We start from the raw sequence: 24052 nt of genomic DNA on the forward strand, positions 1-24052 counted from the left end.
CGCACGGGCGCGGCCCGCGCCGGTGCTTGGATTGAGGGCATGACGAACGCTCTCCGCATCGGCTACGCCGCCATGCTCGAGCAGTTCCATCCGACCGAGGCCGTCGAGCTCAGCGCCTACGCGGAGTCGAAGGGCTTCTCCGGCGTCATGGCCGCCGACCACTTCCAGCCCTGGGTGCCGCAGCAGGGGCAGTCGTCGTTCGTGTGGAACGTGCTCACCGCGATCGCCGAGCGCACCCGCGGCGACGTCGGCCCGGGCGTCACCGCGCCCACCTTCCGCTGGCATCCGGCGATGGTCGCCCAGGCGAGCGCGACGCTCGCGGCGATGTACCCGGGCAGGCACTGGCTCGGCATCGGCAGCGGCGAGGCGCTCAACGAGCACATCGTCGGCCAGTACTGGCCCGAGGCGCCCGAGCGGATCAACCGGATGTTCGAGGCCGTCGACATCATCAAGAAGCTCTTCGCCGGATCGCTCGCCGGCAAGGACGTCAAGCACTCCGGCCAGTTCTTCAAGCTCGAGTCGACCCGGCTCTGGACGATGCCCGAGACCGCGCCCGAGATCCTCGTCGCGACGGCCGGACCGGTCACCGCCAAGCGTGCGGGCCGGCACACCGACGGCCTCATCACGGTGGGCGCCCCCGTCGAGAAGATCGCCGGGCTCTTCGCCCGCTTCGCCGAGGGCGCCCGGGAGAGCGGCCGCGACCCCGACCGGATGCCGCGCGTGCTGCAGCTGCACCTGTCGTGGGCGCCCACCGACGAGGAGGCGCTCACGAACGCGCTCGTCGAGTGGCCGAACGGCGGCATGCGGTTCCCGAAGAGCGACATCCGCTCGCCCTTCGAGTTCGAGCAGCTCGCCAAGCTCGTGCGACCCGACGACTTCGAGGGCCGCATGGTCGTGTCAGCCGACCCCGACGTGCACCGCGCGCACATCCAGCGCTACGTCGACCTCGGCTTCGACCGCATCTACCTGCACAACGTCGGCCGCAACCAGCGCGAGTGGATCGACGTGTTCTCCCGCGACGTCCTGCCGAAGCTGGTGCGCTGATGCTCGCGATCTGGGCGCTCGAGGGCATCGGCGAGATCCGGCCGGGCGACGACCTCGCCCGCATCGTCGGCGACGCCGCCGGCACCCTCGAGGCGGGCGACATCCTCGCCGTCACGAGCAAGATCGTGTCGAAGGCGGAGGGCCGGATCATCCGCGCCGACTCCCGGGAGCAGGCGATCACCGACGAGACCGTGCGGCTCGTGGCCTCGCGCACGCACCCCGGCGGCGTGACCCGCATCGTCGAGAACCGGCAGGGCCTCGTGCTCGCGGCCGCCGGCGTCGACGCGTCGAACGTCGACGAGGGGCTCGTGCTGCTGCTGCCCGAGGACCCGGATGCCTCCGCGCGCGCCCTCTGCGTCGCGCTGCGCGAGCGGTTCGGCGTGCCCCTCGGTGTCGTCATCACCGACACCCTCGGCCGGGCCTGGCGCGAGGGCCAGACCGACCACGCCATCGGCGCCGCCGGGGTGCGCGTCGCCCTCGACCTCCGCGGCACGACGGATGCCTCTGGCCGCCCGCTCGAGGCGACGATCACCGCCGTCGGCGACGAGATCGCCGCCGCGGCGGACCTCGTCAAGGGCAAGGCGAGCGGCAACCCCGTGGCGGTAGTCCGCGGGCTCGGCCACCTCGTCACGGACCTCGACGAGCCCGGGGCGCGCGCCCTCGTGCGCCCCGCGGAGAAGGACATGTTCCGGCTCGGCAGCGACGAGGCGTATGCGGCGGGCTTCGAGGCGGGCCGCGCCGCGGTGGGTGGCGGGGAGTAGCGGCGCCCGTCGCCACAGCGTGAGCGCCGCGGGTCGCAGCGGGGGAGCGCCGCCCGTCGCCGAGGAGCAAGCGCCTCGCGGCCTCCGCGGGGTCGTGCCCAGCGGAAATCATGGACCGCCGCGCGACACACCGCGCCGCTCCCGCGTGTCGGCCCGCCACTCATGAGTTCCGCCGATGGGAAGCAGGCAGAGGCAGCATCCCCAGGAAGCAGCACGGGCCGCCCGAGCTGCCTAGCGGGGCGCGCACGCGACATCCGCTCCACGCATAGCGAGAAAAACTCACGACGCAAGCGGATGATTTTCCCCAGCGCCCCGGCGGTCTGTCGTGGCAGACTCGGCGCTCTATGGACGCCTCGACGTTTCACGGGTTCGCGCAGGGGATCCTGCGTGCGGTCGGCACCGTCATCGACGGCAAGCCCGACGCCGTGCGCACCGCCCTCACGGTCCTGCTGGCGGAGGGGCATCTCCTCATCGAGGACGTGCCGGGCGTCGGCAAGACGATGCTCGCCCGAGCTCTCGCCCGCAGCGTCGACGGCACCGTCACACGCATCCAGTTCACGCCGGACCTGCTGCCGAGCGACATCACGGGCGTCTCGATCTTCAACCAGCAGACCCGGGCGTTCGAGTTCAACCCCGGGCCGGTGTTCGCGAACATCGTGATCGGCGACGAGATCAACCGCGCGAGCCCGAAAACGCAGTCCGCGCTGCTGGAGTCGATGGAGGAGCGCCAGGTCACGGTCGACGGCCGCTCGCACCGGCTGTACTCCCCGTTCACCGTCATCGCGACGCAGAACCCGGTCGAGATGGAGGGCACGTACGCGCTGCCCGAGGCGCAGCGCGACCGTTTCATGGCCCGCATCTCGATGGGCTACCCCGACCTCACCGCGGAGCTCGCGATGCTGCGCGACCGCGAGACCGCGAGCCCCCTCGACGCGCTCGCCCCCGTCGTCGACCTGCCGACCCTCGCCCGGATGATCGACTACGTCCGCACCGTCTACGTGTCGCCCGCGGTCGAGCAGTACGCGGTGCGCATCGTGCAGACCACCCGCCGCGACGCGGCGCTGCGCCTCGGCGCGAGCCCCCGCGCGACGCTGCAGCTCGTCCGCGCGGCGAAGGCGGCCGCGGCCCTCGACGGCCGCGAGTTCGTGCTGCCCGACGACGTCGACGCGCTCTCCGTGCCCGTGCTCGCGCACCGCCTGCTGCCCACCGGTCGCTCCACCTCCAGCGGCACCGACTCGCTCACCGTCGCCACCGAGGCCGTGCGGCGCATCGTCGCCGCGACGAGCGTGCCGGTCGGCGCGCCGGTGCCGAGCTGACGATGACTGGGGAGCGTCCCGGCCGGGTGAGGCTCACCGGGCGGGGCTGGGGCATCCTCGCCGGCGCGGTCGTGCTCGGCGTCGCCGCCTACGTGGCCGGCGTGCACGAACTGCTGCTCGCCGCGTGCTTCGCGGGGCTCCTCGTGCTGGCCGCGCTCGCGCTCGTCATCCTCGGCCGCCCCGGCGTCGACGTGCGGCGCGACGTCGTTCCGCCATATCCCATGACCGGGATGCCGCTGCGCGTAACCCTCACGCTCCGGCCGCCGTCCGGCCGCCCCGCGCCCCGAGGGCTGTGGCGCGAGTACGTGCCCTGGGACGAGGTCGGCGGAGAACTGCCGCCGCCCGACAAGAGCCGCACCCAGGTGCTGCGGTACGAGACCGTCCCGCCGATGCGCGGGCCGGCGCGGCTCGGCGCGGTGTCGCTGCGGGTGACCGACCCGTTCGGGCTGGCGACCAACACGCGCACCGCCGGCACCGAGACATCCGTCACCGTGCTGCCCTTCCTCGCGGCGCTCGACGACTCCGGCTTCGAGGTTTCGGCCGGCGAGGGCGTGACCCGCCTGCGCGACAACCGGGTGAGCCCGAGCGACGACGACCTCTCCACACGGGAGTACCGCCGCGGCGACCCCATGCGCCGGGTGCACTGGCGCGCGAGCGCCCACCACGGCGAGCTCATGGTGCGCCAGGAGGAGCAGCACAGCGTGCCAGAGGCGCGGCTCGTGCTCGAGACCCGCCGCGAGTGGCACGTGCCGGCGATGCTGCCGCCGTCGGCCGACCGCCCCGAGAGCGACGCGTTCGAGTGGTGCGTGTCGATGCTCGGCTCGGCCGCGGTGCACCTGACCCGTCTCGGCTACCGCATCGCGACGTTCGAGACCGCGGGGGAGCGTCAGCTCACCGACCCGCTCCCCGACGAGGAGCTCGCACCCGGCTCGGCGTTCCTCACCGCGCTGGCCACGGTGCAGTTGACCGAGGCCTACGACCTGCACGAGATCCCGGCGGCGTCGTCGGATGCCCAGGGCCCGCTCGTCGCAGTCGTCGGCAGCGTCGACGTCGCGCTCGCCCGCTGGCTGCGCGCGGTGCGCGGCCGCGGCCGCGTCGGCCTCGTCTTCGCCGCGGGTCCGGTCGAGCCGCAGGCGGAGGAACTGCTCAGCGGACCCGGCTGGTCGGTGCGCGCCGTCGACCCCGCCGACGACCTCGGGGCCGTGTGGGTGGGCACGAGGGAGCTCAGCCGTGTCTGAGCGCACCCCCGCCCGTCCCCGCGTCGACTGGGGCGTGGTCGCCGCCGTCACCCTGACGCTCCTCGTGTCGATCGGCGGTCTGCACACCGTGCTGCAGGGCTCCGGATGGCTCTTCGCCGCGGGCGTCACCGTGGTGACGGGCCTCGTGGCATCCGCCGCCCTGCGTGCCATCCGCGTGCCCTCCGGTCTCGCAACCCTCGGCGGCACCCTCGCGCTCGTCGCCGTCGTCGTGCTGCTGACGGCGCCGCAGACCGCGATCGCGGGGCTCGTGCCGACCCCGGAGACGCTGGAGCGCTGGGGCGCGCTCGCCGCGGGAGCGCGGCAGTCGCTCGCCGAGCAGTCGGTGCCCGCGGTCGCCGGGCCCGGCCTCGTGTTCCTGCTCGTCGCCGGGTCGGCCGTGCTCGCGGTGGTCTTCGACCTGCTCGCGTTCGTGCTCAAGGTGCCAGCCCTCGTGGGCTTCCAGGCGCTCGTGCTCGTCATCGTGCCCGTGCTGTTCCCCGGCGGCTCGATCGACCCCGTCGTCGTCGTCGCGACCGCGGCGGCGTGGCTGGCGGTGCTCGTGCTCACCCGCGACGAGCGCAGGCGGCCGCTCGCGGCATCCGTGCTCGGCGCCGGAGCGCTCGCCGGGGCGCTCGCACTGACGGTCGCGCTGCCGTCGGTGCCCTCCCGCGCCCTGCCGGTCTCGGGCAGCGGCACCGGCATCAACCCCGTCATCTCGCTCGGCGACAACCTGCGCCGCGGCGCAGACGCCCCCGTGCTCGCCTACACGACCGAGGACGGCAGCGGGCAGTACCTGCGCATGCTGACGATCGACGACTTCTCCGGTGATGAGTGGGGGCCGTCGGGGCTCGCGACCGAGGTGTTCGAGGTCTCCGAGCTGCCCGACCAGGCGCCCGGCGTGGCGCCCGAGGTGCCGTCGGCGCCCGTGCGCACCGCGATCACGATCGGCGCGCTCGACACCCGCTGGCTGCCCGCGCCTTACGCGGCGACCCAGGTCGACGGACTCACCGGCGGCTGGACGTTCGAGCCGAACACCATCACGATCTCCACCGGCAGCGGCGGCACTCGCGACCAGGACTACGAGGTCACGTCGCTCGTCGTCGCCCCGACGCCGGATCAGCTCGAGGGGCGGACGACCCCACGGGAGGGGTTCGAGCCCTACCTCGAGATCCCCGAGGGGCTGCCCGAGATCGTCGGCGCGACCGCCCGCGACGTCGCCGGCGACGAGGGCTCCGCCTATGCCCAGGCCATCGCGCTGCAGGACTACTTCCGCGTCGGCGGCGGATTCGTCTACAGCGAGCAGGCGCCGCTGAACGGCGACTACGACGGCGCCGGCATCGGAATCCTCGAGGGCTTCCTGCAGGCGAAGTCCGGCTACTGCACGCACTTCGCCTCCGCCATGACGCTCATGGCCCGCACCCTCGGCATCCCGGCCCGCGTCGCGATCGGATACCTGCCTGGCACCGCGCTCGGCGAGGGCGCCTTCCAGGTCAACGCGAACGACCTGCACGCGTGGCCCGAGCTCTACTTCGAGGGCGCCGGCTGGGTGCGCTTCGAGCCCACTGTGAGCCGCGGCGAGCTGCCGCAGTACGCGCAGGGTGCGAGCCCGTCGGAGCCCGGCGCGGAGCCCTCGGTGCCGCAGAACGACGAGGTGCCGAGCACCGCCCCGAGCAGCGGTGCGACCGTCAGCCCCTCCGCCTCGGAGACGCCGTCGGCCCCGGCCGTCGCCGGTGCCACGCCCGGTGCCCGCGACGACGAGTCCACGCCGACCTTCGTGCTCGCCGGGCTCCTCGTGCTCGCGTTCGTGCCGCTCGTCGTGCGGCGGCTGCTGCGCGCCCGTCGTCTCGCCGCGCTGCGGAGCGGGCGCCGCGGTGCCCGTCCCGCCTGGGACGAACTCGTCGCGACCGCGCGCGACGTCGGCATCGACCTCGAGACGGGCGAGACTCCGCGCGCGTTCGCGGCGCGGCTCGCCCCGCGCGCCCCCGAGGACACCCTCGACCGGCTCCTGACGGGCATCGAACGCGACTTCTACGGTTCTCCGGCCCCGGCGGCGGGCCTCGAGGGCGACCTCGTCGAGGTGACGCAGGCCCTGCTCGACAACTCCTCGCCGGCGACCCGCGCCGCGGCGATCGCGATCCCGCGCTCCCTCGTCGGCGGGCGGCGGGAGTTCCAGGCGCCGCTCGCCCCGGTCCGCGGCGGCTAGCCTCGACGGGTGACCGCCTGGACGCTCGTGCTGCCGCTCAAGCGCCTCGCGATCGCCAAGTCGCGGCTGCGCGCCGAGGTGGCGGGCGCCGACCGGGTCGCCCTCGCCTTCGCGACCGACACGCTCGACGCCGTCGCCGCCGCGCGACATGTCGGCCGGATCGTCGTCGTCACCGCCGACGACGCGCTCACCGCCGCCGCGACCGAACGCGGCGCCGAGGTCGTGCCCGACACCGCATCGGGACTCGACGCCGCGATCGCGCTCGGGCTCGCCGGCCGCCCCGCGCCGCTGGCGGTGCTGCTCGGCGACCTGCCCGCCCTGCGCGCCGCCGACCTCGACGACGCCCTCACTCTCGCCCTCGCGCAGCCGCGCGCCATGGTTCCGGATGACGCGGGCACCGGCACCACCCTGCTCGCCGCGACCGACGGCGCACCCGTGCCGCGCTTCGGCGAGGGCTCCCGCGCGCGGCACGAGGCGGCCGGTCACACCGTGCTCGAGGCCGCCCCTACGCTCAGGCGGGACGTCGACACGGCCGGGGATCTCGCCGAGGCGCTCCGCCTCGGGGTCGGCGCCGCGACGGCCGCCGCCGTCGCGGAACTTGCGCTGTAGCGGCGGCTCAGCGGCTGACGAGCGCGAGCGCCGCCCGCGCGATGCGGGCCGACTCGGCGGCATCCGTCATCCACAGTCCGGTCGCGTCGGCGGCGAAGCCCGAGCCGCGCAGCCCCGCGACCGACGCCGCGTCGGCGTCGTCGACGAGCCAGCCGTCTAGCAGCCCGCCGTCGCGCCGGGCGCCGTAGTGGCGGGCGACCGCCGCGGCATCCGTTCCCACCCCGATCGTGGCGAGGCAGGCGTCGGCCATGCCGCGCACGACGGCGCCGCCGATGATCGGCGAGACCCCGACCACGGGCGCCTCGGTGTCGCGCAGCGCCGAGCGGATGCCGGGCAGCCCGAGGATCGTGCCGATCGAGACCACGGGGTTCGAGGGGGCGAGCAGCACGACGTCGGCGTCGGCGATGGCGGCGAGGGCCTCGGGCGTCGCGTGTGCGCGCTCGACACCGCGCTGCACGAACCGCCGGGCGGCGGCCGCGGCGCGGGTGCGCACCCACCACTCCTCGAAGTGCAGGTCCTGCCCGTCGGCGGTCACGACGTGGGTCTCGACCTCGTCGTCGGTCGCGGGCAGCAGCCGCACCCCGAGCGGCCAGCGTGCGCTCAGCCGCTCGGTCACCTCGGTGAGCCGGAGTCCCTCCCTCAGCAGCGACGTGCGGGCGATGTGCGTCGCGAGATCGAGGTCGCCGAGGGTGAACCACGGCCAGCCGAGACCCCACTCGGCGAGCTCGGCGCTGATGCGCTCGGTCTCGCCCGCCCGGCCCCAGCCGCGCTCGGTGTCGCTGACGCCCGCGAGGGCATACATGATCGAGTCGAGGTCGGGGCAGACGCGCAGGCCGGTGAGCCACAGGTCGTCACCGGTGTTGACGACGACCGAGACCTCGGCGTCCAGCTCGCGCACCCCGCGCACGAAGCGGGCGCCGCCCACTCCGCCCGCGAGCACCGTGATCCTCATGCGGCGTCCTCCGGAAGGTCGAAAGCGATGCCGTGCTCGCCGACGCGGGAGCGCACGCGCCACACCGGGTCGACGACGGCGGGAACGAGTACGGATGCCGCGGGCCCGGCGGCCGCGACGCGTCCGGCGTCGAGCACGACGGCGTCGTCAGCGTGCCGCAGCGCGAGCCCGAGGTCGTGCAGCGCGACGACCACGGTGAGGCCGCGCTCGGCGGTCAGGCGCCGCAGCAGGGCGAGGAGCGCGAGCTGCGCGCGCACGTCGAGGTGGTTCGTCGGCTCGTCGAGGAGCAGCAGCTCGGGTTGCTGCGCGAGGGCGCGGGCGAGGTGCACCCGCTGTCGCTCGCCGCCGGAGAGCTCGGACAGCTGCCGGGACGCGAACCCGGTGACATCCGCGTCGCGCATCGCCCGCTCGACGGCGGGGTCGTCGTCGCGTCCGCCGCCGAACCCCGACTCGTGGGGGATGCGGCCGAGCCCGACGGCGTCGCGCACCGTCAGGGGCACGTCGACCGGCGCGTCCTGCTCGACGAGCGCGGCGACCCGGGCCCGCTCGCGCCGCTTGAGGGCGAGCCAGTCGATGCCGCTCCACGACACGGCGCCCGCATCGGGCTGCTGCACGCCGGCGAGCACCCGCAGCAGGGTCGACTTGCCGGCGCCGTTCGGCCCGAGCAGCGCGAGGATGCGGCCGGGGCGGGCCTCGACCGCGACGTCGTCGAGCACGGCACGGCCACGCACCGCGAGCCGGATGCCGCGGGCCTCGAGCGTCATCGCCGGGCCCCCGAGCGCAGCAGCAGGAGCGCGAAGACGGGCGCGCCGAGGATGGCGGTGACGACGCCGACGGGCAGCTCGCGGGGGTCGAACGCCGAGCGGGCGAGCGTGTCGCACCAGACGAGGAAGATCGCGCCCGTGAGCGCGCTGAGGGGGAGCAGCATCCGGTGCCGCGCACCCACGACGAGCCGCACGAGGTGGGGGAGCACGAGCCCGACGAAGCCGATCGCGCCGCTGACCGAGACGAGCGCCCCGGTCAGCAGGGCCGTCGCGCCGAGCAGCAGCCAGCGGGTGCGGGCGACGTCGACGCCGAGCGCGGCGGCGGCGGTGTCGCCGAAGGTGAACGCGTCGAGCGTGCGCCCCGACGCCACGAGCGGCAGCCCGACGACGAGCACGGCGACGGCGGCGATCGCGAGCTCCGGCCAGCGGGCGCCGGCGAGCGAGCCGAGCAGCCACGACAGGATCTCGCGGTACGAGTCGCCGGTCGCGGTCCAGAAGATGACGAGGCTCGTCAGCGCCCCCGTGAGGCTCGACACCGCGACACCGGCGAGCACGGTGCGGGTCGGGGTGAGGGCGCCGCCGACCCGGGCGATGCCGAGGGTCGCGACGAGCGCGAGCGCCGCGCCGAGGAACGCCGCGACCGGCAGCAGCAGCGACGCCCCGAGCAGCAGCACCGACACGGCCCCGAGGGACGCCCCGCCGGAGAGCCCGAGCAGGTACGGGTCGGCGAGCGTGTTGCGGGTGATCGCCTGCATCACGCAGCCCGCGATCGCGAGACCCGCGCCGACCGCGGCGGCCGTCAGCACGCGGGGCAGCCGCAGCTGCCAGACGATCCCGTCCCGCAGCGGGTCGAGCGGCGTCGCCCCGAGGCCGAGGTGCGCCGCGATCGAGCGCAGCACGTCGCCCGGCGCGAGGTCGGCCGCGCCGATCGTCACGGCGACGACGACGGATGCCGCGAGCGCGAGCCCGAACGCCCCCGCCGCCGTGACGCGCAGCGCGAGCCGCGCCGCGGCACTGCGCGGCGCCCGCAGGGCGAGGGGGAGCTCGGTCACTCGGGCAGGGCCTCCAGCTGCTCGACGATCGAGGCGGCGGCCTCGACGTTGCGCACGCCGCCCTCGCCCGCCGCGAACGGCACGATCACGTAGCGGCGCTGCTGCACGGCCTGCAGCGCGGCGGTGGCCGGGTCGGCCTGGAGCGCGGCGATCTTCGACTCGGCGGTGTTCCACTCGGCGTCCACGAGCACGAGCACGTCGGGGTCGGCCTCGACGATGGCCTCGAGGCTGAGCGACGACCACGTCTCGGGGATGTCCTCGGCGATGTTCGTGAGCCCGGCGGCGTCCAGGATCATCTGCGGCGCACCGATTCCGGCGCCGACGTAGGGGGTGTCCTCGCCGCTCGACCACCACACGGCGGTGAGCCCGCGGTCGTCCGGCTCGATCGCCTCGAGCTCGGCACGCTGCTCGTCGACGAGCCGCTCCGCGGCATCCTCCGCACCGAACACACGCCCGGCCTCGAGCAGCTCGTCGAAGAGCACGTCGAAGGTCAGCGGGTCGGGCTGGTAGCCCTCCTCCTGGCACGCCGCGGGGGAGACGTAGGTGCGGATGCCGAGGGCGGCGAGCTCGTCGCGCTCGCCGGCGCCGTCGGCGCTGAAGTTCGACTCCCAGCCACCGAACACGAAGTCGGGCTCGAGCTCGAGCACGGCCTCCTGCGAGGGCACGAAGTCGCTGATCACGGGGATCGACTCGGCCTCGTCGGCCCACTCCTCGGGCACGGGTCCGTCGGGGAACGCGCGACCGACGACGCGGTCGCCGAGACCCAGCGCGAGCAGCAGCTCGGTCGAGGTCGACTTGATCGTGACGATCCGCTCGGGCGCGGTGCCGAGCGGCACCTCGGTGCCGCAGTTGTCGACGGATGCCGCGGCGGCGGTCCCCTCGGCGGCGGGCTCGGCGGGCGCGGCCACGGTGGAGCAGCCGGTCAGCAGGAGGAGGGACGCCGCGGCGAGCACGGCGGAAACGGGACGGGGCACGGAGGACTCCGGAGGGGCGTGGCGGGTGGCAGGCAGGGGCATCCGCTCGCAGGGAAAGGGCGAGGGAGGAACCAGCCGCCTCACATCCGAGGACGACGCACCGCTCCACAGCCCGGAGCGGGGGTTCCCCTCCACCTTACGCCCGCCCGGGCGGGCGCCGCCCGCGCCGGCGCCTGCCACGGAATCCGTCGCCGACCGCGGAAAAAGCACTCGTTACAGACGCGAAACGGGAGGAAACTCGGCGGAAACCTCATCACTCCAAGATGAGCCCACCGCATCAGCAGGAGGACCAATGACAGTCGTTCGAGCCGCCATCACCCAGACCACCTGGACCGGCGACAAGGAGTCCATGCTCGACAAGCACGAGGGGTTCGCCCGCCAGGCGGCCGCTGAGGGCGCGCAGGTCATCTGCTTCCAGGAGCTGTTCTACGGCCCGTACTTCGGAATCACCGAGGACGCGAAGTACTACGACTACGCCGAGCCCGCCGACGGCCCGATCGTGCAGCGCTTCGCCGCGCTCGCGAAGGAGCTCGGGATGGTCATGGTCCTCCCCATCTACGAGGAGGACATGCCCGGGGTGTACTACAACACCGCGGTCGTCGTCGACGCCGACGGCACGATCCTCGGCAAGTACCGCAAGCACCACATCCCGCACCTCGACAGCTTCTGGGAGAAGTTCTACTTCCGCCCCGGCAACCTCGGCTACCCGGTCTTCGACACCGCGGTCGGCAAGGTCGGTGCCTACATCTGTTACGACCGCCACTTCCCGGAGGGCTGGCGGGAGCTCGCCCTGAACGGCGCCGAGATCGTGTTCAACCCGAACGCGACGAAGCCCGGGCTCTCCAACCGGCTGTGGGACCTCGAGCAGGCGACCGCGGCCGCCGCCAACGGCTACTTCATCGGCGCGCCCAACCGCGTCGGCCGCGAGGACAACGAGTACGGCGAGAAGGCCGTGACCTTCTACGGCACGAGCCAGTTCTGCGACCCGCAGGGCAACTTCGTGGGGGAGCGGGGCTCGAGCGAGCACGAGGACGTCGTCATCCGGGATCTCGACCTCGGCCTCATCCGCGAGGTGCGCAACGCCTGGCAGTTCTTCCGCGACCGCCGGCCCGACAGCTACACGGCCATCACCAAGCCCTGACGCGACCGGCGACGACGACGAGGACCTGAGAGATGAAGACTCTGATCAAGAACGGGACGGTCGTCAACGCGACCGGAACCGCGACCGCCGACGTGCTCGTCGACGGCGAGACGATCGCCGCGGTGCTCGCACCCGGCTCGACCCTGCTCGGCTTCGACCTCGAGGCGAACGTCGACACGGTGATCGACGCGGCGGGCAAGTACGTCATCCCCGGCGGGATCGACGCGCACACGCACATGGAGCTGCCCTTCGGCGGCACCGCCGCGAGCGACACGTTCGAGACGGGCACCCGGGCCGCCGCGTGGGGCGGCACGACGACGATCGTCGACTTCGCCGTGCAGCGCTACGGCGAGCGCGTGCAGGACGGCCTCGCCGCCTGGCACGAGAAGGCCGCAGGCAACTGCGCGATCGACTACGGCTTCCACCAGATCATCGGCGGCGTCGACAAGGACGCCCTCGCCGCGATGGACGGCCTCGTCGACGAGGGCATCACGAGCTTCAAGCTCTTCATGGCCTACCCCGGCGTCTTCTACTCGGATGACGCGCAGATCCTCCGCGCGATGCAGAAGTCGGCCGATCTCGGGCTGCTCACGATGATGCACGCCGAGAACGGGCCCGCGATCGACGTCCTCGTCGAGCAGCTCGTCGCCGAGGGCAAGACCGACCCGTACTTCCACGGCGTCGCGCGCGCCTGGCAAATGGAGGAGGAGGCGACGCACCGGGCGATCATGATCGCGAACCTCACCGGCGCACCCCTCTACATCGTGCATGTCAGCGCCAAGCAGGCGGTCGCGCAGATCGCCGCTGCGCGCGACCAGGGGCAGAACGTCTTCGGCGAGACCTGCCCGCAGTACCTCTACCTCTCCCTCGAGGACCAGCTCGGCGCCTCGAGCGACGAGTGGGGCGGCTTCGAGGGCGCGAAGTGGGTGTGCTCCACGCCGCTCCGCTCCCGGGAGGAGGGCCACCAGCACCACATGTGGCGGAGCCTGCGCACCAACGACATCCAGATGGTCTCGACCGATCACTGCCCGTTCTGCATGAAGGGTCAGAAGGAGCTCGGCCTCGGCGACTTCTCGAAGATCCCCAACGGCATCGGCGGGGTCGAGCACCGGATGGACCTCATCTACCAGGGCGTCGTCACGGGCGAGCTCACGCTCGAGCGCTGGGTGGAGGTCACGTCGACGACGCCGGCGCGGATGTTCGGCATGTACGGCAAGAAGGGCGTGATCCAGCCGGGCGCCGACGCCGACCTCGTCGTCTACGACCCGAACGGCCACACGTCGATCGGGGTGGGCAAGACCCACCACATGAACATGGACCACTCCGCGTGGGAGGGCTTCGAGATCGACGGACACGTCGACACGGTGCTCAGCCGCGGCCGGGTCATCGTCGACGAGACCGGCTACGTGGGACGCAAGGGCGACGGCGCCTTCGTCAAGCGCGGCCTGTCGCAGTACCTGATCTGAGAGGCCGACCATGGATTTCGGCGTCGTCCTGCAGACCAATCCGCCCGCCTCGCGCACGGTGCATCTCGCCAAGCTCGCGGAGCAGTTCGGGTTCAGCCACGTCTGGACCTTCGACTCGCACCTGCTCTGGCAGGAGCCCTACGTCATCTACAGCCAGATCCTCGCCGAGACCCGGCGGATCACGGTCGGGCCGATGGTGACGAACCCCGCCACGCGCGACTGGACCGTCACGGCCTCGACGTACGCGACCCTCAACGAGCTCTACGGCAACCGCACCATCTGCGGCATCGGCCGTGGAGACTCCGCGGTGCGCGTCACGAACAACGCCCCGACGACGCTGAAGACGTTGCGCGAGTCGATCCACGTCATCCGCGAGCTCGCCAACAGCCGCAGCGTCGAGTACAACGGCGCGACGCTCCGCTTCCCGTGGTCGCATGGCTCGACGCTCGACGTCTGGGTCGCCGCGTACGGCCCGATGGCGCTCAAGCTGACGGGCGAGGTCGGCGACGGCTTCATCCTGCAGCTCGCCGACCTCGACATCGCGAAGTGGATGATCGAGACGGTGCGCACGGCGGCGTCGGATGCCGGGCGCGACCCGTACGCGGTCAAGTTCTGCGTCGCGGCGCCGATGTACGTCGGCGACGACGTGCAGCACATGCGCGACCAGTGCCGCTGGTTCGGCGGCATGGTCGGCAACCACGTCGCCGACATCGTGACCCGCTACGGCGCCGACGGCGCCGTGCCGACAGCGCTGACCGACTACATCGCCGGTCGTGAGGGCTACGACTACAACGAGCACGGGCGCGCGGGCAACTCGCACACGACGTTCGTGCCCGACGAGATCGTCGACCGCTTCTGCGTCCTCGGCACCGCGGAGGAGCACATCGAGAAGCTCCGCGCGCTCAAGGACCTCGGGGTCGACCAGTTCGCCGGCTACCTCCAGCACGACAACAAGGAGGAGACGATGCGGGTCTACGCCGAGACCGTGATGCCCGCGCTGCGCGACCACGTCACGGCGAAGGCATGACGACCGACGGTCTCGCGCCCGCGCTGCGGCGGCGACGGAGCCCCGGCGTGTGGCTCCGCCGCTCCCTGCTCGGGGTCGGCGGCGTGCTCCTCGTCGCCCTGCTGTGGGAGGGCTACAAGCTCCTCGGACCCGAGGAGGGCGTGCTCGTCGGCGACGCCCGCGTGCTGCCGCGCACGACCGACCTCGCGATGCCGCACGTGTGGGAGATGCTCGCGCGCCTGGCATCCGGCACCACCCGCGCGCCGAGCGCCGACCCGCTGTGGTTCACCGTCGGCGAGGCCGCGCTCGTCACCTTCGGCATCGCCGCGGCCGGATGGCTCGTGGGCGTCGCGGTCGGCATGGCGCTCGCCCTCGTGATGCTGCGCTGGCGACTCGCGCAGGCGAGCCTGCTGCCCTGGGTCGTGCTCAGCCAGACCGTGCCGCTCATCGCGTTCGCGCCGCTCGTGCGCAGCTGGGGCGCCCGGCTCGAGCTCGGCGCGTTCGAGTGGCAGGACTGGATGAGCGTCGCCCTCATCGCGAGCTACCTCGCGTTCTTCCCCGTCGCGGTCGGCGCGCTGCGCGGCCTCGAGTCGCCCGACACCCTGCACGCTGAGCTCTTCCGCAGCTACGGCGTCGGCTGGTGGCGCACGGTGCTGCGGCTCCGGCTTCCCGCGAGCGTGCCCTACCTGCTGCCCGCCCTCCGGCTCGCGGCCGCGAACGCGGTCGTCGGCGCCGTCGTCGCCGAGGTGTCGACGGGGCTGCAGGGCGGCATCGGCCGCCTGCTCGTGCAGTTCGCGGGGCAGGCGTCCGGCGACCCCGCGAAGGCGTGGGGCCCCATCTTCGGCGCGGTCGTGCTCGGGCTCGTCGCCGCCGGCAGCGTCGCCCTGCTGGGCGGAACGCTGCGGAACTACCGCAGAGGAGAGGTGTCGGCATGACGACGACCATGACGACGGATGCCACGGCGACGCGGGTCGCGGTGCGCGCGGCATCCGTCACCAAGACCTTCGACACCCGCGGCGGCATCGTGACGGCGCTCCAGGACGTCTCGCTCGATGTCGCCGCGGGCGAGTTCGTCTCGCTCATCGGACCGTCCGGGTGTGGCAAGTCCACCCTGCTGAGGCTCATCGCCGACCTCGAGACGCCGACGAGCGGCGAGCTCAGCATCTTCGGCAAGACCGCCGAGCGGGCGCGGCTCGACCAGGACTACGGCATCGCCTTCCAGCAGGCCGGGCTGCTGCCGTGGCGCACAATCGCCGGGAACATCGAGCTGCCGCTCGAGCTGCACGGCGTTCCGAAGGCGGAGCGGCGGGCGAGGGCCACCGAGCTGCTCGAGCTCGTCGGGCTCGGCGACCTCGCGGGGCGCTTCCCCGACCAGCTCTCCGGCGGGCAGCAGCAGCGCGTCGCGATCGCCAGGGCGCTCGCCGAGCGGCCGAGCCTGCTGCTGATGGACGAGCCGTTCGGCGCGCTCGACGAGATGACCCGCGAGTACATGCAGACCGAGCTGCTGCGCATCTGCGCCGAGACGCAGGCGGCGGTCGTGTTCGTGACGCACTCGATCCCCGAGGCGGTGTTCCTCTCCGACCGGGTCGTCGTGATGTCGCCGCGCCCCGGACGCATCGCCGAGGTGCTGCCCATGCGGCTCGGCGCGACGTCGGGCCGGGCGGACGACCTGCGCGAGGACCCGCGCTTCTTCGAGATGGTCACGGCCGTGCGGGAGTCGCTGCACGGCGGCGCGCCGTCGGGCCGCGGCGAGGACCGATGACGCGGGCGACGCGCGTCGCCGCGCCGCTGCTGCTCGGCCTCGCCGTGCTCGTCGGCTGGCAGCTCGTCGTGTCCGTCGGCGGCGTCGACGACTACCTGCTGCCGAGCCCGCTCGCGATCGTCGCGGAGATGGGCGAGTTCCTCCCGACCCTGCTCGGCTCCGCCGGCATCACGGGCACGAACGCGCTCGTCGGGCTCGTGCTCGGCACGCTCGTCGGCATCCTGCTCGCGCTCGCCGCGTCGTTCAGCCGCACGGTCGACGCGCTCGCCGCCCCGGTCGTCGCCGCGCTCGCGGTCGTGCCGATCGTCGCGCTCGCCCCGGTGCTCAACTCGATGTACGGCGCCGACAGCGAGTTCGGCCGCCGGGCTATCGCGGGTCTCGCGACCTTCGTTCCCGTGTTCGTCAACGCCCTGCGCGGCTTCCGTCAGGCGCGGCCGGTGCATCGCGACCTCATGCACGTCTACGCCGCCTCGCGGTGGCAGACCACCCTGCGGTTGACGCTGCCCGCCGCGCGGCCGTTCCTCTTCACCGGCATCCGCATCGCCTCGTCGCTCGCCGTGATCTCCGCCCTCGTCGCGGAGTACTTCGGCGGTCCTCGCGGCGGCCTCGGCGGCCTCATCTCCACGTCGGCCGCGTCGAGCGCGTACCCCCGCGCCTGGGCCTACGTCGTCGGGGCCATCGTGCTCGGCCTCGTCTTCTACGTCGCCACCGCTCTCGCCGAGCGGCTGGCCGACCCGATGTCCTCGCGCCCCCCGCGCGCAGGCGGCACCACCAGCACCACCACGCAGTGATCCACCTGACCATCCTCCGAAGGGGCACCATGAAGCACAGCAGACGTCGGCTCACGACGCTCGCCGCGGTCGGCCTGACCGCCGCACTCTCCCTCACCGCCTGCGCCGGCGGCGGCACCGACTCCGCCGAGGCCGAGGGCGACCTCACGCCCGTCAAGCTGCAGCTGCAGTGGCTGCCGCAGGGGCAGTTCGCCGGGTACTACACCGCCCTCGAGCAGGGCTACTTCGAGGAGGAGGGGCTGGAGGTCGAGATCATCCCCTCGGGCGGCGACATCGTGCCCCAGGACGCGCTGGCCAACGGCGAGGTCGACTACGCCATCGCCTGGGTGCCCAAGGTGCTCGGCTCGATCGAGGCCGGCGCGAACATCACGAACGTCGCGCAGATCTTCCAGCGCTCGGGCACGCTCCAGGTGGCCTGGGCCGACAGCGGCATCGAGAGCGTCGCCGACTTCCCCGGCAAGCGCATCGGCAGCTGGGGCTTCGGCAACGAGTGGGAGATCTTCGCCTCGATGGCGGCGCAGGGCGTCGACGCGTCGACCGTCGAGATCATCACGCAGGACTTCAACATGAACGCCTTCCTGCAGGGCGACATCGACGCCGCGCAGGCGATGACGTACAACGAGTACGCCCAGCTGCTCGAGACCGTGAACCCCGACACGGGCGAGCTCTACCAGCCTTCGGACTTCACCGTCATCGACTACAACGAGGAGGGCGGCTCGATGCTCCAGGACGCCGTCTGGGCCGACACGGAGCGGCTCGAGAGCGACGAGGAGTACCAGGAGACGACGGTCGCGTTCCTCAAGGCCGTCGTGAAGGGCTGGATCCACGCCGCGGAGGACCCCGAGGCGGCCGCCGACACGACGATCGCCGAGGGCTCCGGCTGGGGCTACAGCCACGAGCTCTGGATGGTCAACGAGACCAACAAGCTGATCTGGCCGAGCGAGAACGGCATCGGCGTGATCGACGAGGCCGCCTGGGACCAGACCGTGTCGCTCGCGCTCGAGACCGTCAACGAGACCGGCGCCGCGATCATCACCGAGGAGCCGCCGGCGAGCGCCTGGACCAACGAGTGGATCCAGCAGGCGCTCGACGAGCTGGAGGGCGAGGACCTCGACCTGACGGGCGAGGGCTTCGAGCCGATCGAGGTCGAACTCACCGAGGGCGGCCAGTAATAGCCTGAGCGTGCGGGGGCCGCGTGCCGGCCCCCGCACCGTTCCGATGGAGGAATCATGACGACGACGTTCGACCCCGCCGACGGCGACCGGGCCCTGCAGCTCGACAGCTCCCACGTCTTCCACTCCTGGTCGGCCCAGGGCGCGCTCAACCCGATGGTTATCGCGGGCGGCGCGGGCAGCGAGGTCTGGGACTTCGCGGGCAACCGCTACCTCGACTTCTCGAGCCAGCTCGTCAACACGAACATCGGCCACCAGCATCCGAAGGTCATCGCCGGCATCAAGGCCCAGGCCGACGTGCTCGCCACGGTCGCGCCCGCGCACGCGAACCTCACCCGCGGCGAGGCCGCACGACGGGTGCTCGAGGCCGCCGGCCCCGCGTTCAGCAAGGTGTTCTTCACCAACGGCGGGGCGGATGCCAACGAGAACGCCGTCCGGCTCGCCCGCCTCGTCACGGGGCGCGACAAGGTGCTCTCGACCTACCGCTCGTACCACGGCAACACCGGCGCCGCGATCGTCGCGACGGGCGACTGGCGGCGGATGCCGAACGAGTACGCCCGCGGGCACGTGCACTTCTTCGGCCCGTTCCTCTACCGCTCGGAGTTCTGGGCCGAGACGCCCGAGCAGGAGTCCGAGCGCGCCCTGCACCACCTGCGCCGCGTCGTGCAGGCAGAGGGGCCCGGCACGATCGCCGCGATCCTGCTCGAGACCGTGCCCGGCACCGCCGGGGTGCTCGTGCCGCCGCCCGGCTACCTCGAGGGCGTGCGCGCGCTCTGCGACGAGTACGGCATCCTGCTGATCCTCGACGAGGTCATGGCGGGCTTCGGGCGCACGGGGGAGTGGTTCGCGTTCCACGGGTCCGGCGTGACCCCCGACCTCGTCACCTTCGCCAAGGGCGTCAACTCCGGTTACGTGCCGGCGGGCGGCGTCGTGATCCCGCCCGCGATCGCGGAGGTGTTCGACGAGCGCGTCTTCCCCGGTGGGCTCACGTACTCAGGGCATCCGCTCGCGATGGGCGCGATCGTCGCAACGATCGACGCCATGCGCGAGGAGGGCATCGTCGAGAACGCCAGGGCGATCGGCGCCGAGCATCTCGCGCCCGGCCTCGAGGCGCTCGCCGAGCGGCATCCGCTCATCGGCGAGGTGCGAGGCCTCGGCGTCTTCTGGGCGCTCGACCTCGTCACCGACCGCGCCACCCGCGAGCCGGTCGCGCCGGCCGTCGTCGGCGCGCTCAAGACCGAACTGCTGAAGCGCGGGCTGCTGCCGTTCGTCGCCGACAACCGCCTGCATGTCGTGCCGCCGTGCATCGTCACGGCCGACGAGGTGTCGCGCGCGCTCGAGATCTACGACGAGGCGTTCACCGCGGTCGCCGCCGCGGTGTGAGCGACCGCGTCGCGCCGGGTCGAGGACTGCGGCGCAACGCGGTCGCACCGCTACTCGGCGCTCTCGGACGTGATCGGCGAGAGCACGAACACCGGGATCTGCCGGTCGGTCTTCTTCTGGTACTCGGCGTAGTCGGGCCACACCTCGTTGGCGCGCTGCCACCACGCGTCGCGCTCGGCGCCGGTCACCTCGCGGGCGACGTAGTCGCGCTTGTCGGCCCTGTCCTGCAGTTCGACGCGCGGCTCGGCGAGCATGTTCCAGTACCAGGCCGGATGCGTCGGGGCACCGCCCTGCGAGGCCACGACGGCGTACTCGCCGTCGTGCTCGACCCGCATAAGCGCGGTCTTGCGGAGGTTCCCGCTCTTGGCGCCGACCGTGGTGAGGATGATGACGGGACGGCCGCGGAGTTCGTTGCCCTCCTCGCCGTTCGTGCGCTCGTAGAGCTCGGCCTGGTTGCGGGCCCACTCGGACGTGGACGGGGCGTATTCACCGGAGAGAGGCATGGCTCCATCATGCCCCGCGACCCGGCCCTCGCCCCTTCGCTCAGAGCGGAGCATCGCACAGGCGCGGAACGGTGGTCGCACCTAGACTTGATCCTCATGTCCACGCCTTCTCTCACTGCTTTCACGCTGCCCGTGCGCGATCTCGTGCACCGCGCCGGCGAGATGCGCGAGCGCGCCCTCGACGTGGCCGCCCCCGAAGCGATGGGCGACGGCCTCGTCTCCGTCAAGGAGGGCGCCGACGTGCACCTCGACGTGCGGCTCGAGGCCCTGCACGACGGCATCCTCGTCTCCGGCGACGTCAGCACCGACGCGACCGGCGTCTGCGGGCGCTGCCTGACCGACATCACCCTCCCGGTCGAAGTCGAATTCCAGGAGCTTTTCGCGTACACTGCCGACGACGCTTACGACTATTCGGTTCACGATGATCACGTGGATCTTGAACCGGTGGTCAGGGACGCAGTGGTTCTGTCACTGCCGTTCCAGCCGGTTTGCCAGCCGGACTGCCCAGGCCTCGACCCGGTGACGGGGGAGCGCCTCGCGGATGTCCCGGACCGGAAGCCCCAAGAGGTGCTCGACCCGCGATGGGCCGCGCTCCAGGGCCTGCTGGCACAAGACCCCGAAGCCGAGGCCACCGGAGACGGTGCCGAAAGAGAGAAGAGATAGCCATGGCCGTTCCCAAGCGCAAGCAGTCGCGGGCCAACACCCGCGCCCGCCGCTCGCAGTGGAAGGCGGAGGTCCCCACCCTCGTCAAGACCGTCGAGAACGGTAAGACCGTCTACAGCCTCCCGCACCGCGCGAAGGTCGTCGAGGACTCCGCCGGCACCCCGCTGTACATGGAGTACAAGGGCCGCCGCGTCGCCGACGCTTGAGTCATTCCGCACGGAAACAGGATCGGCCCGAGTCAGCGCACGTCGCTGACCGGGCCGATCTCGTGCGCGCGCTCGGGGTCACGATCGACCCCGGGCTGCTCGAACTCGCGCTGACCCACCGGTCGTTCGCGTACGAGCACGGCGGCATCCCGCACAACGAGCGCCTCGAGTTCCTCGGCGACTCCATTCTCGGGCAGGCCGTCACGGTCAAGCTGTTCCGCGACAACCCCGACCTCGACGAGGGCGCGCTGGCCAAGCGCCGTGCCGCCGTCGTCTCGACGATCGCCCTCGCGGAGGTCGCCCGCTCCATCTCGCTCGGCGAGCACCTGCGGCTCGGCCGCGGCGAGGAGCTCACCGGCGGCCGCGATAAGGACTCGATCCTCGCCGACACCGTCGAGGCGATCATCGGCGCCGTCTACCTCGACGCCGGCGGCGACGTCGCGACCGAGCTCGTGCTGCGCCTCGTCGCGCCGCTCATGTCGAACCCCGAGCGCTTCGGCGCCGCGATGGACCCGAAGACCGCGCTGCAGGAGTACGCCGCGCGCGAGTCCCGCGGACCCGTCTCCTACGCCGTCGAGGGCTCCGGCCCCGACCACCTGCGCACCTACCGCGCGGTCGTGTCCCTCGCGGGCGACGAGATCGCCTCCGGCGAGGGCACGAGCAAGAAGCAGGCGGAGGTGTCCGCCGCGCTCGCCGCGTGGATGCTCCTCACCGCCGATGCCTGACCGCGTCCCTCCCGAGGCGACCCGTGCCTGAGCTGCCCGAGGTCGAGGTCGTCCGCTCGGGTCTCGAGCCCGCCGTGACGGATGCCGTGATCGAGCGCGTCCTCGTGCGCGACGAGCGCTCGCTGCGCCGCCACCAGGGCCCTTCCGAGGACTTCGTCGACCGCCTCGTCGGGCGCACGATGCTGACTACGCGCCGCCGCGGCAAGTTCATGTGGATCCCGCTCGACGGCACGGGACCGGGCGGCGAGCCCGAGGCCCTCGTCGCGCACCTCGGCATGAGCGGGCAGGTGCTGCTGCGGAGCCCCGAGGCGCCGGACGACCGCCTCGAGCGCATCCGCTTCGACATCCGCTCGCCCGAGCACGGCGCGCTCCGCGTCGCCTTCGTCGACCAGCGCATCTTCGGCTCGATGGCGATCGACGTGCTCGTGCCGACGCCGGACGTGCCGGGCGACACCGTGCCGAGCCAGGTCGCCCACATCGCCCGCGACCCGCTCGACGAGCACTTCGACGACCGCCGCTTCCTCGCCGCGCTCGCCCGCCGGCGCACGGGCATCAAGCGGGCGCTGCTCGACCAGACGCTCGTCAGCGGCATCGGCAACATCTACGCCGACGAGGCCCTGTGGGCGGCGCGCATCCACTTCGACCAGCCGACCGAGACCCTGTCGCGGGCCCGGGCCACCACCCTGCTCGCCGAGGTGCGGCTCGTGCTCGGCAGGGCGCTCGCCGAGGGCGGCACGAGCTTCGACGCCCAGTACGTCAACGTCAACGGCGCGAGCGGCTACTTCTCCCACTCGCTCAACGCGTACGGCCAGCAGGGCAAGCCGTGCGCCCGCTGCGGCCGGCCGCTCAAGCGCGTGCAGTTCATGAACCGCGGCTCGCACTTCTGCCCGTTCTGTCAGCGCATCCGCACCCCGCGCACTCCGGCCTGACCTCCCGGCGGTCGAGCAGCCGCGCAGCGGCCTATCGAGACCCTCGCGCCGACGAGTTCACCGCGCCGCGAGTCATCCGGACGCACCCGATCGCAAAAGGCGCACGCGATCGCAAGCCCGTTCGGCGATCGGATGCCGGGGACGGCGCTCCGTCCGCTACTCGACCGCCGAGAGTCGACCGCAGCCGCTACTCCGCCGCGAGGTCCTTCCGCCACGCCCCCTCGTACGCGATCGGCACGAAGCCGACGGCCTCGTTGACCGAGAGCATGTGGCGGTTCTCCTCGGCGTTGAACGTGGTCACCGACGGATGCCCGGGATGCACGCGTTCGAGCTGGGCGAGGTTCGCGACCTTGAGCAGCATCCCGAGCCGGTGCCCGCGGTGCTCGCGCAGCACGAGGGTGTCGTCCTGCGAGGCGGGCCGGTCGAGCTCCGCGGGCACCTCGAGCACGGTGAACCCGGCGAGCCGGCCGGTCGGCACATGCTCGACGGCCGCGACGAGGCGGCGCCGCGGCGAGTCGGCGCGCGCCTTTTCCTCGTCACGGATGCGCTCGGCCGTGTAGACGACCTCGGGCTCCTCGAGGCCCGCGGTCGGGGCGTCCGTCGTCATCCGCGTCTCGAGCATCGCGATGTCGTCGAGCCACTCCTCGGGCGTGAAGTCGCCCCACTCGTGCACCCGGTAGTCAGCTCCGGATGCCGCGTGCGCGGCGTCCAGCCGGGCCCGCAGCATCACGGGGTCGAGCGGCAGCGCGAGCCGGCTGCACCGCTCGACCTGCTCCAGCTCGTAGCCCCTGGCGAGCAGGAAGCGCACCTCGGTGTTGCCCGCGGGCACGGAGCCTGCTCCGGTCGGCGGCGCGAGGCGCTCGCCCGGTCCCTGCTTCGACACGGTGTAGACGAGGGCCTTGGTCGCCCCGGTCTCGACCGCCTCCTGCTCCAGCCGGTCGGCGAGGGCGGAGCCGATGCCCCGTCCGCGGAACTCCGGCAACACCTGCACGCCGAGCCACACGGTCGAGCCCTCCGGCTCCCACTCGATGATGGCGCGCGCGACGATCCGCCCGTCGACTCTGGCGGCGTAGAGCTTCTTCGGCTCGTGGCTGTTGAGCCAGCTCGGCAGCAGCTCGGCGGCGCCGTACTCGAACTCCGCCGTGCCGAAGCCGTCGGTCTCGACGGCGTTCCGCACGTCGACCGTGGCGACGAAGTCCTCGGCCCCCGGGGCGTCGAGGGTGGCCGGGATGGCGATCTCCTCGATCGTCACGCTGGTCATCGGGCGCCTCTCCGCCGCCGCGACCGGGCCGGCAGCCGATCACCGTAGCGCGATCGCGCGCCGCGGCGCCACCGGCATCCGCGCACCCCTGCTATACCCTGTCCGCAGATTCGCCCGGAATCGCGCGGCAG

The 24052-nt window shown here is 72.8% G+C and carries 24 protein-coding genes; 18 read left to right on the forward strand and 6 right to left on the reverse strand.

Annotation, left to right across the window (positions count from 1 at the left end; all coding sequences use genetic code 11):
- Positions 1–39 precede the first annotated feature (39 nt).
- From JUB10_RS06360 to cofC, 6 genes are all read left to right on the forward strand, one after another.
- Positions 40–1044: a TIGR03557 family F420-dependent LLM class oxidoreductase gene (locus JUB10_RS06360; RefSeq protein WP_207454817.1), complete on the forward strand. Its 1005-nt coding sequence runs from the start codon at positions 40–42 to the stop codon at positions 1042–1044.
- Positions 1044–1805: a coenzyme F420-0:L-glutamate ligase gene (locus tag JUB10_RS06365; RefSeq protein ID WP_207454818.1), complete on the forward strand. Its 762-nt coding sequence runs from the start codon at positions 1044–1046 to the stop codon at positions 1803–1805. Before JUB10_RS06360 ends, JUB10_RS06365 begins: the two co-directional genes overlap by 1 nt.
- Positions 1806–2149: 344 nt before the next feature.
- Positions 2150–3121 carry an AAA family ATPase gene (locus tag JUB10_RS06370; protein ID WP_207454819.1) on the forward strand — a complete coding sequence of 324 codons (972 nt, stop codon included), beginning with the start codon at positions 2150–2152 and terminating at the stop codon, positions 3119–3121.
- A gap of 2 nt (positions 3122–3123) precedes the next feature.
- Positions 3124–4359: a DUF58 domain-containing protein gene (locus JUB10_RS06375; RefSeq protein ID WP_207454820.1), complete on the forward strand. Its 1236-nt coding sequence runs from the start codon at positions 3124–3126 to the stop codon at positions 4357–4359.
- Positions 4352–6562 (forward strand): transglutaminase family protein, encoded by a 2211-nt coding sequence (locus tag JUB10_RS06380; RefSeq protein ID WP_207454821.1) that lies wholly within the window; start codon positions 4352–4354, stop codon positions 6560–6562. The genes JUB10_RS06375 and JUB10_RS06380 overlap by 8 nt, the downstream gene beginning before the upstream one ends.
- Positions 6563–6571: 9 nt before the next feature.
- Positions 6572–7171: a 2-phospho-L-lactate guanylyltransferase gene (cofC, locus tag JUB10_RS06385; protein ID WP_207454822.1), complete on the forward strand. Its 600-nt coding sequence runs from the start codon at positions 6572–6574 to the stop codon at positions 7169–7171.
- A gap of 7 nt (positions 7172–7178) precedes the next feature.
- On the opposite strand, the gene cofD is transcribed toward cofC, so the two are convergent.
- The 4 genes from cofD to JUB10_RS06405 are packed head-to-tail and all read right to left on the reverse strand — an operon-like array spanning position 7179 to position 10913.
- Positions 7179–8123 carry a 2-phospho-L-lactate transferase gene (gene cofD, locus JUB10_RS06390; protein ID WP_207454823.1) on the reverse strand — a complete coding sequence of 315 codons (945 nt, stop codon included), beginning with the start codon at positions 8121–8123 and terminating at the stop codon, positions 7179–7181.
- Positions 8120–8887, reverse strand: a complete 768-nt coding sequence (locus JUB10_RS06395; RefSeq protein WP_207454824.1) for an ABC transporter ATP-binding protein — start codon at positions 8885–8887, stop codon at positions 8120–8122. The genes cofD and JUB10_RS06395 overlap by 4 nt, the downstream gene beginning before the upstream one ends.
- Entirely contained in the window at positions 8884–9882 is a 999-nt protein-coding gene (locus tag JUB10_RS06400) for a putative F420-0 ABC transporter permease subunit (protein ID WP_242682294.1), read from the reverse strand. The genes JUB10_RS06395 and JUB10_RS06400 overlap by 4 nt, the downstream gene beginning before the upstream one ends.
- A 53-nt stretch (positions 9883–9935) precedes the next feature.
- Entirely contained in the window at positions 9936–10913 is a 978-nt protein-coding gene (locus tag JUB10_RS06405; RefSeq protein ID WP_307859119.1) for a putative F420-0 ABC transporter substrate-binding protein, read from the reverse strand.
- Between the two features lie 292 nt (positions 10914–11205).
- Here JUB10_RS06405 and JUB10_RS06410 point away from each other — a divergent pair, with 292 nt between their 5' ends.
- The 8 genes from JUB10_RS06410 to JUB10_RS06445 are packed head-to-tail and all read left to right on the forward strand — an operon-like array spanning position 11206 to position 19634.
- A complete protein-coding gene (locus JUB10_RS06410; RefSeq protein WP_207454827.1) occupies positions 11206–12054 on the forward strand; it encodes a nitrilase-related carbon-nitrogen hydrolase in 849 nt (282 codons plus the stop codon).
- 32 nt (positions 12055–12086) lie between these two features.
- Entirely contained in the window at positions 12087–13520 is a 1434-nt protein-coding gene (gene hydA / locus JUB10_RS06415) for a dihydropyrimidinase (protein WP_207454828.1), read from the forward strand.
- A gap of 10 nt (positions 13521–13530) precedes the next feature.
- Complete coding sequence (locus tag JUB10_RS06420) at positions 13531–14547, forward strand: TIGR03842 family LLM class F420-dependent oxidoreductase (RefSeq protein ID WP_207454829.1); 1017 nt, start codon at positions 13531–13533, stop codon at positions 14545–14547.
- On the forward strand, positions 14544–15461 hold the full coding sequence (locus JUB10_RS06425) for an ABC transporter permease (RefSeq protein ID WP_207454830.1): 918 nt from the start codon (positions 14544–14546) through the stop codon (positions 15459–15461). The genes JUB10_RS06420 and JUB10_RS06425 overlap by 4 nt, the downstream gene beginning before the upstream one ends.
- Complete coding sequence (locus JUB10_RS06430) at positions 15458–16288, forward strand: ABC transporter ATP-binding protein (RefSeq protein WP_242682173.1); 831 nt, start codon at positions 15458–15460, stop codon at positions 16286–16288. Before JUB10_RS06425 ends, JUB10_RS06430 begins: the two co-directional genes overlap by 4 nt.
- Positions 16285–17079 carry an ABC transporter permease gene (locus tag JUB10_RS06435; protein ID WP_207454831.1) on the forward strand — a complete coding sequence of 265 codons (795 nt, stop codon included), beginning with the start codon at positions 16285–16287 and terminating at the stop codon, positions 17077–17079. Before JUB10_RS06430 ends, JUB10_RS06435 begins: the two co-directional genes overlap by 4 nt.
- Before the next feature lie 29 nt (positions 17080–17108).
- A complete protein-coding gene (locus JUB10_RS06440; protein WP_207454832.1) occupies positions 17109–18251 on the forward strand; it encodes an ABC transporter substrate-binding protein in 1143 nt (380 codons plus the stop codon).
- Positions 18252–18308: 57 nt separating this feature from the next.
- Positions 18309–19634, forward strand: a complete 1326-nt coding sequence (locus tag JUB10_RS06445) for an aspartate aminotransferase family protein (RefSeq protein WP_207454833.1) — start codon at positions 18309–18311, stop codon at positions 19632–19634.
- A gap of 50 nt (positions 19635–19684) precedes the next feature.
- Here the strand turns inward: JUB10_RS06445 and JUB10_RS06450 are convergent, their stop codons facing one another.
- Complete coding sequence (locus tag JUB10_RS06450) at positions 19685–20137, reverse strand: nitroreductase family deazaflavin-dependent oxidoreductase (protein WP_207454834.1); 453 nt, start codon at positions 20135–20137, stop codon at positions 19685–19687.
- A 96-nt stretch (positions 20138–20233) separates the two neighbouring features.
- On the opposite strand from JUB10_RS06450, the gene JUB10_RS06455 reads away from it, so the two are divergent.
- From JUB10_RS06455 to mutM, 4 genes are all read left to right on the forward strand, one after another.
- Positions 20234–20800 carry a YceD family protein gene (locus JUB10_RS06455; RefSeq protein WP_207454835.1) on the forward strand — a complete coding sequence of 189 codons (567 nt, stop codon included), beginning with the start codon at positions 20234–20236 and terminating at the stop codon, positions 20798–20800.
- 2 nt (positions 20801–20802) lie between these two features.
- Positions 20803–21006 carry a 50S ribosomal protein L32 gene (gene rpmF / locus JUB10_RS06460; RefSeq protein ID WP_207454836.1) on the forward strand — a complete coding sequence of 68 codons (204 nt, stop codon included), beginning with the start codon at positions 20803–20805 and terminating at the stop codon, positions 21004–21006.
- A gap of 62 nt (positions 21007–21068) precedes the next feature.
- Complete coding sequence (gene rnc, locus JUB10_RS06465) at positions 21069–21731, forward strand: ribonuclease III (protein ID WP_307859120.1); 663 nt, start codon at positions 21069–21071, stop codon at positions 21729–21731.
- Positions 21732–21754: 23 nt separating this feature from the next.
- On the forward strand, positions 21755–22660 hold the full coding sequence (mutM, locus tag JUB10_RS06470; protein ID WP_207454838.1) for a bifunctional DNA-formamidopyrimidine glycosylase/DNA-(apurinic or apyrimidinic site) lyase: 906 nt from the start codon (positions 21755–21757) through the stop codon (positions 22658–22660).
- A 187-nt stretch (positions 22661–22847) separates the two neighbouring features.
- Here mutM and JUB10_RS06475 read toward each other — a convergent pair whose 3' ends face one another.
- A complete protein-coding gene (locus JUB10_RS06475) occupies positions 22848–23921 on the reverse strand; it encodes a GNAT family N-acetyltransferase (RefSeq protein ID WP_207454839.1) in 1074 nt (357 codons plus the stop codon).
- Positions 23922–24052: the final 131 nt, after the last annotated feature.

Source organism: Desertivibrio insolitus, assembly GCF_017355965.1.
Taxonomy (GTDB): domain Bacteria; phylum Actinomycetota; class Actinomycetes; order Actinomycetales; family Microbacteriaceae; genus JAFIQW01.